This window comes from Algibacter sp. 2305UL17-15, from assembly GCF_040720935.1.
GTDB lineage: Bacteria > Bacteroidota > Bacteroidia > Flavobacteriales > Flavobacteriaceae > Jejuia.
In genome coordinates this window covers 121478-136816 of record NZ_JBFDAE010000011.1, presented here as the reverse complement: position 1 = coordinate 136816, position 15339 = coordinate 121478, and the positions used below count along the sequence as shown (strand labels likewise).

Here is a 15339-nt window from a genome sequence, read left to right as displayed (position 1 = left end):
ATAAACATGATGGTTATGATGATGAGATTTCTTTTGTTTCAATAAAAAATTATTTTTACTTTTATGTAGTTTCTCCCTTAGTTGCTAAAATTTCAAATTAGTAATTGTCATGGATAATTCCATTTCAGCCACCACGAGACTTCTATCCTTGCTGTATATTCAGCATACTAAATATATCTATGATGCGCTACTGTCACATCCAGACCATACCAGCTTATTGGCCATTACCGATACTTTGGATAGGTACAACATAGAAAATCTGGGGATAAGGATTGAGGCAGAAAAACTGGATACTATACCCGTGCCATGTATTGTGCAGGTTCAAGACAATAGCGGTTCTTTATTTTATGTTGTTAAAAGTATTACGGACCAAGAGGTATCATACTATGATGAGAAGGATACACTGATAAATACTGTCAAAGCCGATTTTTTAAAAATCTGGACGGGAATCTGTTTGCTCGCAGAAACCACAAAAGATTCCAAAGAGCCCAACATAGAAAAAACACTTGCCGAAAAAAGAACTTACAATGTATTGACTATAATCATTGGGGTTCTGTTTGTCGGTTGGATGGTTTCAGGTCTATTTAGTACTGGTGCTGTTTTTAGTGTTTCTCCAATATTTTACACCATCTTAAAATTAGGCGGGCTGGCAGTGGGCGTGTTGCTTTTATGGTTTGAAATAGACCAATATAACCCCACCTTGCAGAGCTTTTGTCAAGGAGGTGCAGGTAGCAAAATAAACTGTAATGCTGTATTGGGCTCTAAATATGCAAAACTTTTTAAAGGGCATTTAAGTTTAAGTTTAAGTTTAAGTTTGCTCGTGTTCTCCTATTTTTTTAGTTCGTTGCTGTATTTAACAATATATAAGTTTTCAATAGCCTCTCTATCGCTCTTGGGGATCATCAGTTTTGCAACATTCCCCATAGTTATAAGCTCACTCTATTACCAAGCGGTTGTAATTAAGCAATGGTGCAAGTTTTGCATCATGGTTCAGATAATTCTCATTGCGGAAATAGCACTTGTGTTTTTGGGAGGATTTTACAAATCGACCTTTAGCTTTTCAGAATTCCCGTTACTGGGGCTCTTGTTTTTAATCCCAATTATGGTGTGGAGCGTATTAAAGCCATTATTGGAAAACAAAAAAGAGCTTAACCTCTATAAGCGAGGGCTTAAAAAAATAAAAAACAATCCCGACGTTTTGGATGGCCTGCTATTAAAATCCAGAAAAATAGAAACCAGCTTGGAAGGTTTGGGGATTTCCCTGACCAGTACATCGGCAAAATATAATGTGATTAAGGTCTGCAACCCTTATTGCGGGCCCTGTGCCAAGGCACACACCGTTTTGGAAGGTTTAGTTAATGCTGGCAAAATAAATTTACAGATACTGTTTACGGCAAAATCGAGTACGGACACCATAGGAAAACCGGTAAGCCATTTTTTGGCCATTGATGCGAAAGGGGATAAAAAAAGAACCCAACAGGCCTTGGATGAATGGTACTTGGAGGATAAAAAGGATTATGAGGCGTTTGCAAACAAATACCCCATGAACGGCGAACTGGATAGCCAAAACCATAAGATAGAAGCGATGCGCACATGGTGCGATGCAGAAAAAATAGCCCATACGCCAACCCTGTTCATTAACGGCCATGAGCTGCCAAGGGAATATAGTGTGGAAGATTTAACCGATGTACTGCAATAAAAAAGCCCAAAGCATGCACTTTGGGCATGAACGATATCCTTTCGCGAAGGACAGACACACTCCTGAGTGTCTTTAACGGTTCAGGGCAAATATAATTTCTTGCCTGCCGAAAGGCAGGTTTAAAACCTTAATAAAATGAAAAAATTAAGTTTAAAGAGTTTGAAATTAGAAGCTGGTGATATGCTTCAAAGAGATCAATTGAAAACTGTTTTTGGTGGTTATGGTTGTAGTGTTTACTATACAGAAAACGGAGTAAGTCAATGGAGTGCTCAAACCCTTACTGTTTCACAAGCTCAAAGTGCTTATAATTCTGGTGGTGATGAACTTTTTAATGGACATGGAAATCCTAGTATTACTGTATCAGGCTACTGTTGTGCTAGTTGCAATGAGTTTCAAAATCATCCAAGTTGGGATGGTTTATTCCCTGTCAGGTGATATGCTCAAAACATTCTAATTAATAAAGTTGCTAGATTTTTTCTAGCAACTTTTAATCTTAAAATCAAAACTATTTTGAAGACTTTATATTATTTAATCGTATTAACGGTATTAGTGTTTTCTTGTAATAATACAGATAAGAATAAAGATGATACTAATTCTATAAGCAAGGAAGTTCAGGCAATCGAAAAAACTGGTTTTTTAACTGTAATCTCTAAAACAGACATTAAGTCGCCTTTTTTAATTTCAAAGGAAAAAAACTTCAATAACCTACAAAATTATCAACATTTTTTATATGATAAATACGATACTTTAAAAATTAAAATCCAGCCCTATCAATTAATTGAAGTTCGTAACAAATACCATTATCCTGATACTCTTATTGTAAAACAAGGGGATACACTTGTTTTAAGTTATGTGAATGATTCCTTAGTAAAGGAAATTCATAATAAATCAAAATATCAAGCAAAGAGGTTTAGTTATAAAAGCATAGCTGATACAACGTTTTTAAATTATTTAGATGCTTTTGTTAGTAAATACTTTGTTATTGATTATACAAACCCTCTTGAACTAGTAAATGATTACTCAAAAAATAGAGTATATCATGCAAAAGCAAATCAAGACATTATTAAAAATGATAATGAAATTTCTAAACTTGTAACCACTTACGATAGTCTATTTATTGAATATAAAGCAATATTAGATAATCGCTATAATGATTCAAGAAAAGGTATATTTCAAGACTTTTTTTTGAGGAAAAGGTTTTACGATATATTTATGGTTTATAAATTATCTAAAAACCCAAAATTAAAGGATTATATGTTATCAGAAGACTTTGTAAATAGTTTGAAACCCTCGCCTAATCAATACAGTATGCTAAGCACAATACTGTTTCAAATTTTATATAAAGATAAAGAAGATAGATCTCGGTCAAAAGTTTTTTATAATATCCCTGAAATATATAACGATTTACCAAACAAGTTTACAGACACTACGCTATTAAAAAAAGCCAAAATAATTTGTTTGGAGGAAATGGTTATACTAGGTAACCCTTTGAAAGAAGTAGCTCAATTATTTGAAAAATTTAATTTAGAATATTCAGATTCAAGCTTCCAGAATTATTTTGAAACCAAACATTTAATCGGCTTAAAGAAAAAATATAACTCAACTACTGAATTAAATTTATTAGATTCTAATGGAGCAATAAAAAGCTTTAATGATTTAAAAAATAGTTTGAAAGGAAATGTAATTTATGTGGATTTTTGGGCAAGTTGGTGTGCTCCTTGTAGAAAAGCTATGCCAGCTTCTAAAGAGTTACTTAATGAGTTCTATGGGAAGGAGAATATTGTATTTATTTACATATCATTAGATAAAAATAATGAAGCGTGGAAAAGTGCTTCTCTTGTTGAAGGCATAGATTCGTATGTACATAATTATTTAATTCTTAATCCAGACCAATCTAAATTTATGCATGATTTAAAGATTAGAGAAATTCCGAGGTATATGATTTTTGATGCAAATGGTAAGTTGGTAGAAGATAATGCACCTGGTCCAACTAGTAAAAAAATAAAAGAAACATTATTAAAGTATAAAGTTAAATAGCAAATATCACTTGGACCGTGTAAAAACAAACTTACCCTTAAAGACAGTAGAAATAATACTTACTATCTAGAAAATATCTTAGATGAAAATGAAACTGAAGCTAAAATAGACAAGATTTTTGATTTTCCTACAACATTTTTATTGGACGAGAACGGTAAGATTATTAAGAAAAATATTCGCCTTCAAGATTTAGAAAACTTTCTTGAACAAGAATTAAATTAACAATATCCTTTCGCGAACGACAGACCCACCTATAAAGTCGGGTAAGACCAAAACCTTGATGGTCTTTAAACGTTCGAGGCAAATATAATTGTTAAAATTTTTATTATGAAAAAATTGAGTTTAAAGAGTTTGGAATTGGAAGCTAGCGATATGCTTGGACGTCACCAATTAATGACTGTTTTTGGAGGATACGTTCCCTCAGGGTCATGCGCCTGGCAAGGTGGCGGTATTTATTCTGGAGTATCAGGAACTTCAAGAGATTATGCAGAAGATGCCAGTAATACACATGGCGGGCATTGGTGCTGTGATAGCTGTTGTGACGTAGGTTGGTTAAGCAGTTCCCATAAAGGATATTTGGGATGTGAAGGATATTCTGAATACTAATTTTTTTGTGAGGAACGACCTCGTTCCTCACAAAATTTTAATTTTTTTTACATGAGATTTTTAGTTTTTTTAGTTTTTTTAGGTCATTTATTTATTTGCTGTAGGTCTAATAATAACGATCCAAATGAGCAAAATATCGAAACTGATCAGACCCAAGGGTTGAAAAATATCACCCTAATTTTTGATAAAGCGCCAAAAGAAAATTTTATTTCCTTAATAAATGATCCAATCTTAGGCGGAAGAAGTTATTTTACAACTATTGCATCATATAGGGATTCTGACGGTACTGTGCATACAATTAATCCCAAAAGAAAACCTTTTATTGATACAGTAAAAATATCTTTCAATAAACCTAAAATAGAAATTTATTTTGAACGACTCGGTTTGGAGGGACATTCTTATTTATTCAATAACGGAGATAAGATATTAGTAAGTTATAAAAACAACAAACCCAACATAGAGATTTTAAATAGAACTGTAAGACCCTATGATTATAGTTTTGAAAACTTTAAAACAAAAGAGAGATATAATACTTTAACACCCTATGAAAGGTTCTTTAAATATTTGCCTTATCCAAATATTGGAAGAAGCCCGTCTAAAGCTGAGTATCAAGAATTTTTAAGGAAAAAATCGCAGGAAAATTCAATACTATTGACTGAATCCCTAAAAACTCAAAAGGAACTTTTAGATTCTCTTTCTTCTCATGAATTGATGTCAAAAGACATACATCATTATTATAGTGACAAACTTCTGTATATATATTTAAGTATGTTGACTAAATTAAAGGCAATAAGTTTTCCATCTAGTGAGGGCAATGAAACCTCTATTGAAGGTAATTTTATTGACAGGAATTTATTGCGAAAACTAGTTTTAAAAAATTACAATACTGAAATAATTATTGAAAATACTTTAAAATCAGGGGATAGTCTGCTTATGTATAATTATTTTCACAACTTTCTAATTCATTCCTTTTTACCTAACTACATAGAAAATCAAACCACCAAAACAACGTATAGTTACGGTAATTTTGGGGGAAGCCATTATAGTTGGGACGCTGTATTTGATACAATACAAAAAAGCGATTTATACTCACCAAAAGTAAAGCAGTTCCTGCTGTATTTGTATATGGATAAAATTTCTCAGGATTTATCCCCCGAAACAGCCCAAGTGTATTATGGCAAATTCGTAAAATTTAATAGCAACAGCACCTACATAGATTTAATAAACAGCAAATACGGTATAGATTCTACGAGTACTAACAAGCTTATGTTAATGGATGAGTATCATAATAAGTTTTATCTTGAGGATATTATAGAAGATAATGTGGGCAAAGTAATTTTTATTGATTTTTGGGCAAGTTGGTGTAAACCTTGCATAGATGCCATTCCTTATAAAAAAAGACTGGTAAATGATTATAACAATAAAAAAATAATTTTTGTATCTATAGCTACAGATAAAGATGAGGAAAAATGGAAAGTTAGCAATTCATTCAAGGCTCAAAAGAATTTCCCCCATAATTATATACTGAAAAAACCTCTTTTGTCTAAATTTATTAAGGAACACCATCTTAATTATATTCCAAGATATATGGTACTTAACAAAAAAGGTAGCGTGATAAATCCAAATGCACCTGCTCCAGAAACAGATGAAATTAGAGAATTATTGGATAAATATTTAAATGAATAATTGCCTTTGAAAACCTCTTTCCCCTTTTACAAACAACCTGACGCCAAAGACTGCGGCCCCACCTGTTTGCGCATTATAGCCAAACACTATGGCAAGCTCATTTCCTTGCAGGATATTCGTGATTTATCAGAAACTACCAGGGCGGGCAGTAACTTGATGAAACTAAGCGATGCCGCAGAGGCCATTGGCTTTAAGTCCCTGGGCGTTAAATTCGACTTTAACAAACTCAAGGAAGCCCCATTACCACTTATTGTCCATTGGAACAAGAACCACTTTGTGGTAGTGTATAAGATTAAAAGCCCCTCTGCCTTTGGCATGTCCCCAAAGGGAAGAAAAAAAGAAGAAATAGTATATGTATCAGACCCATCTTATGGACTGATAACTTATACAAAAGAAGAGTTTATTAGGAGGTGGATGGGCAATAATGCCAATGAAGATACTAAAGAAGGTGTTGCGTTGTTACTAGAGGTTACCCCAAAATTTAAACAGCTCGATTGGGAAGAGACCGATAAAAAATCGTTTCGGTTTCTGTTCCGCTACCTTTTTAAATACAAAGGGCTGCTGTTGCAACTGGTTATTGGCCTCTTGGTGGGGAGTTTGCTACAGTTAATATTCCCGTTCCTCACCCAAAGTATTGTGGATGTTGGCATACAGAACCAAGACATCGATTTTATTTACGTGGTGCTAATCGCCCAAATTATGCTGTTTATTGGACGTTCTAGTGTCGATGTTTTTAGGAGTTGGATTTTACTGCATTTAAGCACCCGTATGAACATTTCCTTGGTTTCCGATTTTTTTATAAAACTGATGAACCTGCCCATTTCCTATTTTGATACCCGTATGACCGGGGACATCATGCAGCGCATCAACGACCATAACCGTATAGAAAGGTTATTGACAGGTTCTACGTTGAGCACCTTGTTTTCCATGTTTAACCTAGTGGTGTTTGGGGCGGTACTGGTGTATTATAGCCCATCCATTTTTTTCATATTCGCTGTTGGTAGTATTGTCTATGTAGTCTGGATCCTCTTTTTCTTAAAACGGAGAAAAGAGCTGGATTACAAGCGTTTTGCCCAAATGAGCCAAGAACAAAGTACCGTTATTGAGCTTATCAACGGCATGCAGGAAATAAAGATGAACAACGCCGAAAAGCAAAAACGCTGGAAATGGGAATATGTACAGGCACGATTGTTTAAAGTGTCCATACAAAGTTTAAGTTTGGAACAAACCCAAGGCATCGGGTCGTCCTTTATCAATGAGTCTAAAAATATTCTGATCACGTTCACCTCAGCTATTTTGGTTATTGAGGGCTCTATCACCTTGGGTATGATGCTTTCCATACAGTATATCATCGGGCAGCTTAATGCACCTATCGGCCAATTGGTAGGCTTTATCCAAGCCACCCAGGACGCCAAAATAAGTTTGGAACGGTTGGGCGAAGTACACGATAAGGAAGATGAGGAAAGTAAGGAAAAACATTTAATCACTAGAATAAAACCCAATAAGGATTTATCTATCAACACTATATCATTCAGATATTTAGGCAATGACAAGCCCGTTATAAAAGCATTAAGTATGGCAATTCCCGCAAATAAAATTACCGCTATTGTGGGGGCAAGTGGCAGCGGAAAAACCACGTTGATGAAAATTTTACTAAAGTTTTATACCCCTGCAAAGGGCAACATTATGTATGGCGACCATTATTTAAGTGCCATATCGCATAAAACATGGCGTGCCAACTGCGGTGTAGTCATGCAGGAAGGCTATGTGTTTAATGATACCATTGCCTACAACATTGCCGTTGGAGAAGATACAATTGACCAGGAACGGTTGATAATGGCCGTTAAGGTTGCCAATATTTACGATTTTATACAAGCATTGCCATTAGGGTTTAATACCAAAATTGGTAATGAGGGCATTGGTATTAGTACCGGACAAAAACAACGTCTGTTCATCGCACGGGCCGTGTATAAAAACCCGGATATTTTATTCTTTGAAGAGGCCACCTCTGCGCTTGATGCCAAAAATGAACGGATTATCATGGAAAACCTCAATGCATTTTTTAAGGATAAGACCGTGGTTATCATTGCGCACAGATTAAGTACCGTAAAAAATGCCCACAATATTGTGGTAATTGATGAAGGAAGGATTATAGAATCCGGAAAGCATCAAGATTTATTGGATAGCCAAGGCGCATATTACAATTTAGTAAAGAACCAATTGGAATTGGAAAAATTAAGTAGCCCTGTGTAGCCCTTCACGAAGGGGGAAAACTTTATTTGAAAATAGTAACGTTTTCTGATAAAGGTAAAATAGCAATTTAAAGGATGATACTTTTAAAATTGTGCAGCGTATCTAAGACGTGTTATATGGTTAATAATAAATAAAATATAGTTAAATGCCTAAAAAGGAAAAACAGGATAATTTAGAATTAAGATCTGAGGAAGTTCAGGAAATACTGACAAATCCCCCGGTTTGGATTGTACGTTGGGGCATCACGCTAATTTTTATGTTTGTGTGTGTTATCCTGTGTCTGTCATTTATAATCAAATACCCTGATTTTGTTACTGCAAAAATTCTGGTAACCACCAAACAACCAACAGAAAAAGTAGTTTCAAGATATTCGGGGCAACTGGAAAAACTATTTGTAAATAATAGGGATACGGTAACAATCAATCAAAAATTGGCTATAATTAAAAATACTGCCAATTTTGATGATGTATATACACTAAAAAGCATCATGGACACACTTCCTTTTAACATACAAAGCTTTAAGTTCCCCTTTGATAAAACGGCTTATCTTATACTTGGCGATATTAACACGGCATATATTGGTTTTGAAAAAAGCTACACCGATTATTTTCTATTAAAAGATTTAGATCCATATACCAATCAATTAGGGGGCAATAAAGTGTCACTTCAAGAACTAAAAAACAGGTTGAGAAACCAAGTGATTCAAAAAGGATTGCTTGAGCAGGAATTTAAATTGAAACAGAAAGATTTACAAAGGGATAAAACGCTGTTTGAAAAAGGGATCATCTCACAAAGGGATTACGAATTAAAGCAATTGGACTTTATACAAATGCAAAAAAGCATCAGTGCCATGGCCATTTCCATTTCTCAAATGACGGAAGCCATATCATCAGCTAATCAAACATTAAAAAATACGCATATTAATGAACAAGAGGACAATACGAGATTTTTAAAAAATCTAACCCAATCTTATGATCTACTTAAAGAAGCCATTAGGAATTGGGAATATAACTATGTACTTCGTTCCTCAATTGATGGGGTGGTGAGCTTTCAGGATTATTGGGGCAAAAATCAATTTGTACAATCGGGGAGTGTGGTATTTTCTATTTTACCAACAGATACCACCCATCTTGTAGGCAAACTTGTCCTGCCTGCACAAAACGCGGGGAAAGTTGGTGTGGAACAGAAAGTGCTCATAAAACTGGACAATTATCCCTATCAGCAATATGGTATGTTAATTGGAAAGGTAACCAATTTCTCGATTTCTCCAAACAATGAAGGTAACTATACCGTTTATGTATCGTTGCCCAATGGCACTAAAACCTCATACAATAAAGAGTTCCGTTTTACCCAGGAACTATTGGGCAATGCCGAAATTATAACGGAAGATTTAAGTATTGCGGAACGGTTGTTTTATAAATTTAAGGATATTTTTAAATATGGATAAACCACTCATTTTTATACACATTCCCAAAACTGCTGGAACCGCTATTGCAACCGTAGCGCAACACTTAAAAATTGCGGTTAAGGGTCATGATATACGCGACCCAAACTTCGCACATTTGGATCAGTACGATGTAGCGTCTTTTAACCAGTACCATATTTTTGCTGTAGTGAGAAATCCTTGGGATAGGGTGCTGTCCTCGTTTTTATACTTACAAACAGGTGGTAGAAATATTGGGGATGCCGAAGATGGAAAGAAGTTTGTACAGCACTATCAGGGCGACTTCAACCAATTTGTGGAAAGTGCCTTTGTAACAGATGATATATTGGAACAATTGCACTTTATGCCACAATATAGGTGGGTATGCGATGCAAAGGAGAACTTACTGGTCGATACCATTATCAAGTTTGAAAATTTTCAAACAGAGATGGATTTGTTTTTATCTAAAAACGGACGGAAACCATTAAAAATCCCTAAAGTAAACGCAACGGTTCATAAACATTATACGGAATATTACAGTAAAAAAGCCATTGAAATTATTGCAAAGGTTTATGAAAAAGATATATCATTTTTCAATTATTCATATCAATAATTATGTGTACAGGAAAAGCAATTTGGCTGTTCGGTCTTTCCGGTGCCGGTAAAACAACACTATCCACAAGGTTACTGCAAAAAATGAAAGGTTTAAATAAAAAGGCGATGCTTTTGGACGGAGATATTTTAAGGAAGGGTATAAACAGCAACTTGGGGTTCAGCAAAAAAGATAGAAACGAAAATGTTAGGAGGATTGCAGAAATTTGTAAGCTACTGCTTAAACTAGATGTTGTTCCTATCGTTGCAGCCATTACACCTTATGAAAAAGACAGGGAAATGGTTTTAAACATTTTGGGACGAGACAATATATCATTTATTTATATTGAATGCCCTGTTTTAGAGTGTGAAAAGCGAGATCCCAAACAATTGTACAAACGAGCAAGAACAGGGCAGATAAAAAATTTTACAGGAGTTAGCGATGTGTTTGAAGTTCCTGTACTGCCACATCAAACTATCGCAACTGCCAATAAAGAAATTGAGGAATGTACTGCCGAACTTTTTAGATTAACACTAAGTAGAGAACAAATCCATGGCCTATAAGATTTCCTTTTGTACGGTTTGTATGAACCGATTGGACCACTTAAAACAAACCTTACCACAAAATATCGAGGATAATAAGAAATATGGTAATGTTGAGTTTGTGGTGCTTAACTACAACTCCCAAGATGAAATTGACCAATGGATGTTTTCAACGATGTCTGAATATCTGGAAAGCGGCATCCTAAAATATTATAAAACCACAGCGCCCAAATGCTTTTTAATGAGCCATTCCAAAAATGCCGTAACAAAGTTGGCTACTGGCGATATTGTGTGCAATGTGGATGCAGATAACTTTATAGGCAGAGGTTTTGCCGCATACATAAATAAAGCATATCAAAGGAACCAAAATATATACATAGCTGTTGAAAAGGGAAAAACCCAAAAGGATTGCTATGGTAGGATTTGTATGCTTAAGAGTGACTTTATAACCCTGAAGGGATACGACGAGAACATGACCGGATATGGCTTTGAGGATTTCGACCTTAGGAATAGGTTGGAACTATTGGGAAGGGAAGTACATTACCTATCACACAGCAAGTTTTTAAAGGCTTTAACACATGATGATAACACCCGTTTGAAAAGCGAATCAAATGCAAACCAAATCGAAAAAATATATCTTAGGCATATCAACCATGCTGTAACGGAACTATTATATTTATATAGAGATGGGGGATTTTACAAGGGCAAGATCATCACTAACCGCCTTTATAACTCTGAATCTATTGAAAATTTATTTATACAGAATAGAACGTTTGATTACGAATATAGATTAGATGAAGATGTCTGGGAAACGGGGAGATGGCAAGAAGAAAATGGTGCTATCACTCTTGTGCGTGAGGGAAAAAGCAATGGAAAAATTCAAAATTCCCCTAACGTATCAGATTTGGGCTTCTACCAAATGATTGAGGACAGCCAAATAAAGAGCCTGATTATGTTTTTCTCCCAAATCAATAACAGAATCCGTATGAAGAAAAATCAACTGGAAAAAAAGATAGTTGTAAATGAAACCTCTTTTGGGGAAACTATTTTAGGAGAGATTTAAAACCCTGATATTGTGAAGAAAGATAAAACGCTGTATTTGTGTATCTCCCTATTTTACCATCGGGAATTTTGGCATAAACTTCTTATCGAAGGCATTTCGCCATTTCTATCCGAACAAAAAAATGGTATTAAGGGTTACTATATTTCCTTGAGCCATTTAAGAGGAGATCATATCAGATTATCGCTCATAACCGAAAAAAGTAATGCTAAAACCGTAGCAAGAAAAGCTGATGCTTATTTTAAAACATACTTTAAAAACTATCCCTCTCCCAACCTAAACGATTTGAAACGTGAGGGGAGTATATTTCTGGACTTTCAAAACAATACCGTCCACTATGGCGTTTATAATTTTTCCGTGGGTACAGATGATATGGCCTTGAGTGAATTGTTTAAGGATTATCAAGAAAATTTGACAAAGGTGCTTTTGGAGGTATTTCAATTTTATAAAGAAGAAACCCTTCATAACATGGTGGAAATCATGATTCAATGTTATGCCATTTTCAGAAATTCTGCTTCCCTTGACATAGGTAAAACCTTAGAATTTTTTGATGCATTGCTCCAAGAGGAATATGTAAAGTATAACGACAAAGCGCTTTCAAGAATTTTAGAAGTAAATAAAAGCAATTTTGAAAGCAATAAAACTTTTATTATTGAACACTTAGCTGAAAATATAGAGAAAAGCAATAAGGGATACGATGAAAAATGGGAAAATAGTTGGAGTAATACTGTTAAAGTTTTATCGGAGAATGTATCTAAATCTTCCTTTAAAAAAGAGGAACACAGAGTGCATATACATATGCTCAAACAATTAAATGACACATTTGATATTAACGACAGGATAACTGCATATTATCTGTTCTATAATGGATTAAAAGCTATACAGAATACATCTACGCATCCATGAAAAACGAAATTTTTTGTATTATACTAGATTATTGTGGTGGCGTACGAACCAATATTCTTTATAAGAAACTCACAAAATGGAATCCCGGTTTCAAGATTCATGTCTTGGATAATGCAAGCCCTGAAAATAAATGTGATTTTATTACCCATCAAAATAAGATTAATTCAGGCGTTGGCGGGGGCATAAGGGATTGTATAAAATTAGCTAGAGAGTACGGTTCTAAATATGTAATGTTTATTGCCAACGATATAGTTCCTGTAACAAAAATAGACATTGGACATTTAATGGAAATCATGGAATTTAATGATGATGTAGTTCAAATAAGTGCCTCACTAACTAAAAACTCTGATAAAAAATATTACCCATGGATGACCAATATGGACAATGGCGATAATAGGTTGGTGCACCATGCAGATTTGTTATGCTCTATTCTGGATTTGGATTTTATAGAAAGTTTTGGTGGTTTTCCTGAATCTAAAAGTGGTTGGGGTTATGATTGGGAAATAGGTTATCAAGCCAAAATAAAAAATAAAAAAATTGTTATTTCAGACTTATATAGAATTAAGCACGTAAACGATATAAAAAATAATTCTTCTGAGACATGGAATATAAAATTGCAAGAACTAAAGAGAGTATATAATAAAAGGTATGGTAACTTTAATGTTATAAAACCTTTTTTTGATTTAGATAGTATCTCTTAAAATAAAAGAAAATATACATTTTTCAGTAGCATTCATTTTAATCCGTGCAAACCTGCCTACCGGCAGGTCTGTGAAATCCGTGTCATAACAATAATAGACTTTTCATTTCTTAGTGGTCTTTAGTCAGTTTTCTCTGGGAATCGCCTTGAACCTCTGAGTTTCTCGGTGAAATAATTTTTGAGCGTCATTACAAATGTGTTTCGGTAAACAATTTTAATTTAGCCCAAGTATCGAGTAACTCTAAACCAAGCCAGCCATGACCCGCATTTGGATACAATGTAAATTGATGGGTTACATTTAATGCTACTAATTCATCCCTTAAATCAGTACCCTGTGAAGTTGGAATTAAAGGATCTTTTCCGCCATAAAATAAAATTGTAGGCGGGGAGCTGGCTTTAAGTTGGTGTAACGGACTAACCTCTTTAAGAAACTCGGTTGAGGCATTTGCACCATATAGATCCAGTAATTCTTGTAGCGCAGGACTTGTGTTATTCAAATATGCAGGATCATTAAGGTTTGTTGGCCCAACAATGCTGCACACCATGTCAACTTTATTGTTAGTATCAAAAGCGTAACTCCAAAGTAACGATAAATGCGCACCGGCACTAAGTCCAGTAAAACCAATATCTTCTGAAATGGAGTACTTGATCTTATTTTCCTTTAGAAAATTAACCACGCTTGTAATATCATCAATCTGCATGGGGTAGGGACTGTTGTTTTCATCTGCTAGTCTGTAATTTATATTTACAATAGCTAAATTGGGTACATCTTTGCGCATTAATTGCCCAATGGCATTCATATCACTCTTACTTCCAGAAGACCAACCGCCGCCATGAATTAAAATCATGGTTTTTGTAGAGGCATTTCTATTCGCAGGAAGATAAATATCTAGTGTTTGACGTTGGTGTGTACCATAAGGTACATCTAAAGCTTCATAATTTTTAGAAGTATCTAAAGTGTTATTTGGTGCATCATTGGTGGGGTCTTCAGAACATCCAATAAAAAAAAGAACAACAACTATATTAAGGAATAGAAATTTTAAAGTTTTCATAAAATAAATACTTTACTTTGTAAACGGAGTTACAAGATACTTATTATGGCTGAGTTTTTAAGAATTTACGAGGAAAATCCGAACCCAAAAGAAATTGCTAAGGTTGTTAAAGTACTCAAAAAAGGAGGTATTATTATTTATCCTACCGATACGGTTTATGGTTTAGGTTGCGATATTACCAATATAAAAGCTCTAGAGCGTGTGGCTCGTATTAAAGAAGTTAAGCTTGAAAAAGCCAATTTTTCGTTTATCTGCCATGATTTAAGTAACCTGAGCGATTATGTAAAGCAAATTGACACTTCGGTGTTCAAAATATTGAAACGTGCCCTTCCTGGGCCTTATACTTTTATTTTGCCTGGCTCTAAATCTTTACCAAATCCATTTAAAAAACGAAAAACAGTTGGTATTAGAGTCCCTGATAACACTATTGCCTTAGATATTGTAAAGCTATTGGGCAACCCTATAATTTCGACATCCATACATGATGAAGATGAAATTTTAGAATACACCACAGACCCAGAACTCATCTTGGAAAAATGGGGTAATTTGGTGGATGTAGTGATTGATGGCGGTTATGGCGATAACGAACCTTCTACGGTTATTGATTTATCGGAGGACGAGCCTGTTGTTGTTAGGGAAGGTAAGGGGAGTTTGGAGATTTTTTAAATTCCTGATGTAGTAGGTATCTTATCTGCAATTACTGTTTTTTAAGATTTTTCTTCTTCAATATAAGAAATTACTTGTATTTTTTCTATTTTAGGTTTTCCTTAAGAAGTTTAGAAA

General features: G+C 34.5%; 14 protein-coding genes. 13 read left to right on the top strand and 1 reads right to left on the bottom strand.

Features of this window, described 5'->3' with window-relative positions:
- The first annotated feature begins 109 nt into the window (after positions 1-109).
- The 12 genes from ABXQ82_RS13185 (at position 110) to ABXQ82_RS13130 (ending at position 13505) form a co-directional block, all read left to right on the top strand.
- Positions 110-1699, top strand: coding sequence for a cysteine peptidase family C39 domain-containing protein (locus ABXQ82_RS13185; protein WP_367060413.1), 1590 nt, complete (start codon positions 110-112; stop codon positions 1697-1699).
- A gap of 135 nt (positions 1700-1834) precedes the next feature.
- Entirely contained in the window at positions 1835-2134 is a 300-nt protein-coding gene (locus ABXQ82_RS13180) for a hypothetical protein (protein WP_367060410.1), read from the top strand.
- 75 nt (positions 2135-2209) lie between these two features.
- Positions 2210-3736 carry a TlpA disulfide reductase family protein gene (locus ABXQ82_RS13175; protein ID WP_367060407.1) on the top strand — a complete coding sequence of 509 codons (1527 nt, stop codon included), beginning with the start codon at positions 2210-2212 and terminating at the stop codon, positions 3734-3736.
- A gap of 327 nt (positions 3737-4063) precedes the next feature.
- Entirely contained in the window at positions 4064-4342 is a 279-nt protein-coding gene (locus tag ABXQ82_RS13170) for a hypothetical protein (RefSeq protein WP_367060404.1), read from the top strand.
- A gap of 51 nt (positions 4343-4393) precedes the next feature.
- On the top strand, positions 4394-6028 hold the full coding sequence (locus ABXQ82_RS13165) for a TlpA disulfide reductase family protein (protein ID WP_367060401.1): 1635 nt from the start codon (positions 4394-4396) through the stop codon (positions 6026-6028).
- A 6-nt stretch (positions 6029-6034) separates the two neighbouring features.
- Positions 6035-8281 carry a peptidase domain-containing ABC transporter gene (locus ABXQ82_RS13160; protein WP_367060398.1) on the top strand — a complete coding sequence of 749 codons (2247 nt, stop codon included), beginning with the start codon at positions 6035-6037 and terminating at the stop codon, positions 8279-8281.
- Positions 8282-8426: 145 nt separating this feature from the next.
- Entirely contained in the window at positions 8427-9728 is a 1302-nt protein-coding gene (locus ABXQ82_RS13155) for an HlyD family efflux transporter periplasmic adaptor subunit (RefSeq protein ID WP_367060395.1), read from the top strand.
- Positions 9721-10317 carry a sulfotransferase family 2 domain-containing protein gene (locus tag ABXQ82_RS13150; protein WP_367060392.1) on the top strand — a complete coding sequence of 199 codons (597 nt, stop codon included), beginning with the start codon at positions 9721-9723 and terminating at the stop codon, positions 10315-10317. The genes ABXQ82_RS13155 and ABXQ82_RS13150 overlap by 8 nt, the downstream gene beginning before the upstream one ends.
- 2 nt (positions 10318-10319) lie before the next feature.
- Positions 10320-10859 (top strand): adenylyl-sulfate kinase, encoded by a 540-nt coding sequence (cysC, locus tag ABXQ82_RS13145; protein WP_367060389.1) that lies wholly within the window; start codon positions 10320-10322, stop codon positions 10857-10859.
- Positions 10849-11901, top strand: a complete 1053-nt coding sequence (locus tag ABXQ82_RS13140) for a glycosyltransferase family A protein (protein WP_367060386.1) — start codon at positions 10849-10851, stop codon at positions 11899-11901. The genes cysC and ABXQ82_RS13140 overlap by 11 nt, the downstream gene beginning before the upstream one ends.
- Positions 11902-11913: 12 nt before the next feature.
- On the top strand, positions 11914-12804 hold the full coding sequence (locus ABXQ82_RS13135) for a lantibiotic dehydratase C-terminal domain-containing protein (protein ID WP_367060383.1): 891 nt from the start codon (positions 11914-11916) through the stop codon (positions 12802-12804).
- Positions 12801-13505: a hypothetical protein gene (locus ABXQ82_RS13130; RefSeq protein WP_367060379.1), complete on the top strand. Its 705-nt coding sequence runs from the start codon at positions 12801-12803 to the stop codon at positions 13503-13505. The genes ABXQ82_RS13135 and ABXQ82_RS13130 overlap by 4 nt, the downstream gene beginning before the upstream one ends.
- Positions 13506-13692: 187 nt before the next feature.
- Here the strand turns inward: ABXQ82_RS13130 and ABXQ82_RS13125 are convergent, their stop codons facing one another.
- Positions 13693-14556, bottom strand: coding sequence for an alpha/beta hydrolase (locus ABXQ82_RS13125; protein ID WP_367060376.1), 864 nt, complete (start codon positions 14554-14556; stop codon positions 13693-13695).
- A gap of 45 nt (positions 14557-14601) precedes the next feature.
- On the opposite strand from ABXQ82_RS13125, the gene ABXQ82_RS13120 reads away from it, so the two are divergent.
- Positions 14602-15222, top strand: a complete 621-nt coding sequence (locus ABXQ82_RS13120) for an L-threonylcarbamoyladenylate synthase (protein ID WP_367060373.1) — start codon at positions 14602-14604, stop codon at positions 15220-15222.
- Positions 15223-15339: the final 117 nt, after the last annotated feature.

Excerpts from the sequence above, each read along its gene's own strand:
- ABXQ82_RS13170 (WP_367060404.1), top strand. The coding sequence starts at position 4,064 with ATGAAAAAATTGAGTTTAAAGAGTTTGGAATTGGAAGCTAGCGATATG.
- ABXQ82_RS13180 (WP_367060410.1), top strand. The coding sequence starts at position 1,835 with ATGAAAAAATTAAGTTTAAAGAGTTTGAAATTAGAAGCTGGTGATATG.
- ABXQ82_RS13130 (WP_367060379.1), top strand. The coding sequence starts at position 12,801 with ATGAAAAACGAAATTTTTTGTATTATACTAGATTATTGTGGTGGCGTA.
- cysC (WP_367060389.1), top strand. The coding sequence starts at position 10,320 with ATGTGTACAGGAAAAGCAATTTGGCTGTTCGGTCTTTCCGGTGCCGGT.
- ABXQ82_RS13140 (WP_367060386.1), top strand. The coding sequence starts at position 10,849 with ATGGCCTATAAGATTTCCTTTTGTACGGTTTGTATGAACCGATTGGAC.
- ABXQ82_RS13165 (WP_367060401.1), top strand. The coding sequence starts at position 4,394 with ATGAGATTTTTAGTTTTTTTAGTTTTTTTAGGTCATTTATTTATTTGC.
- ABXQ82_RS13150 (WP_367060392.1), top strand. The coding sequence starts at position 9,721 with ATGGATAAACCACTCATTTTTATACACATTCCCAAAACTGCTGGAACC.
- ABXQ82_RS13155 (WP_367060395.1), top strand. The coding sequence starts at position 8,427 with ATGCCTAAAAAGGAAAAACAGGATAATTTAGAATTAAGATCTGAGGAA.
- ABXQ82_RS13125 (WP_367060376.1), bottom strand. The coding sequence starts at position 14,556 with ATGAAAACTTTAAAATTTCTATTCCTTAATATAGTTGTTGTTCTTTTT.
- ABXQ82_RS13120 (WP_367060373.1), top strand. The coding sequence starts at position 14,602 with ATGGCTGAGTTTTTAAGAATTTACGAGGAAAATCCGAACCCAAAAGAA.
- ABXQ82_RS13185 (WP_367060413.1), top strand. The coding sequence starts at position 110 with ATGGATAATTCCATTTCAGCCACCACGAGACTTCTATCCTTGCTGTAT.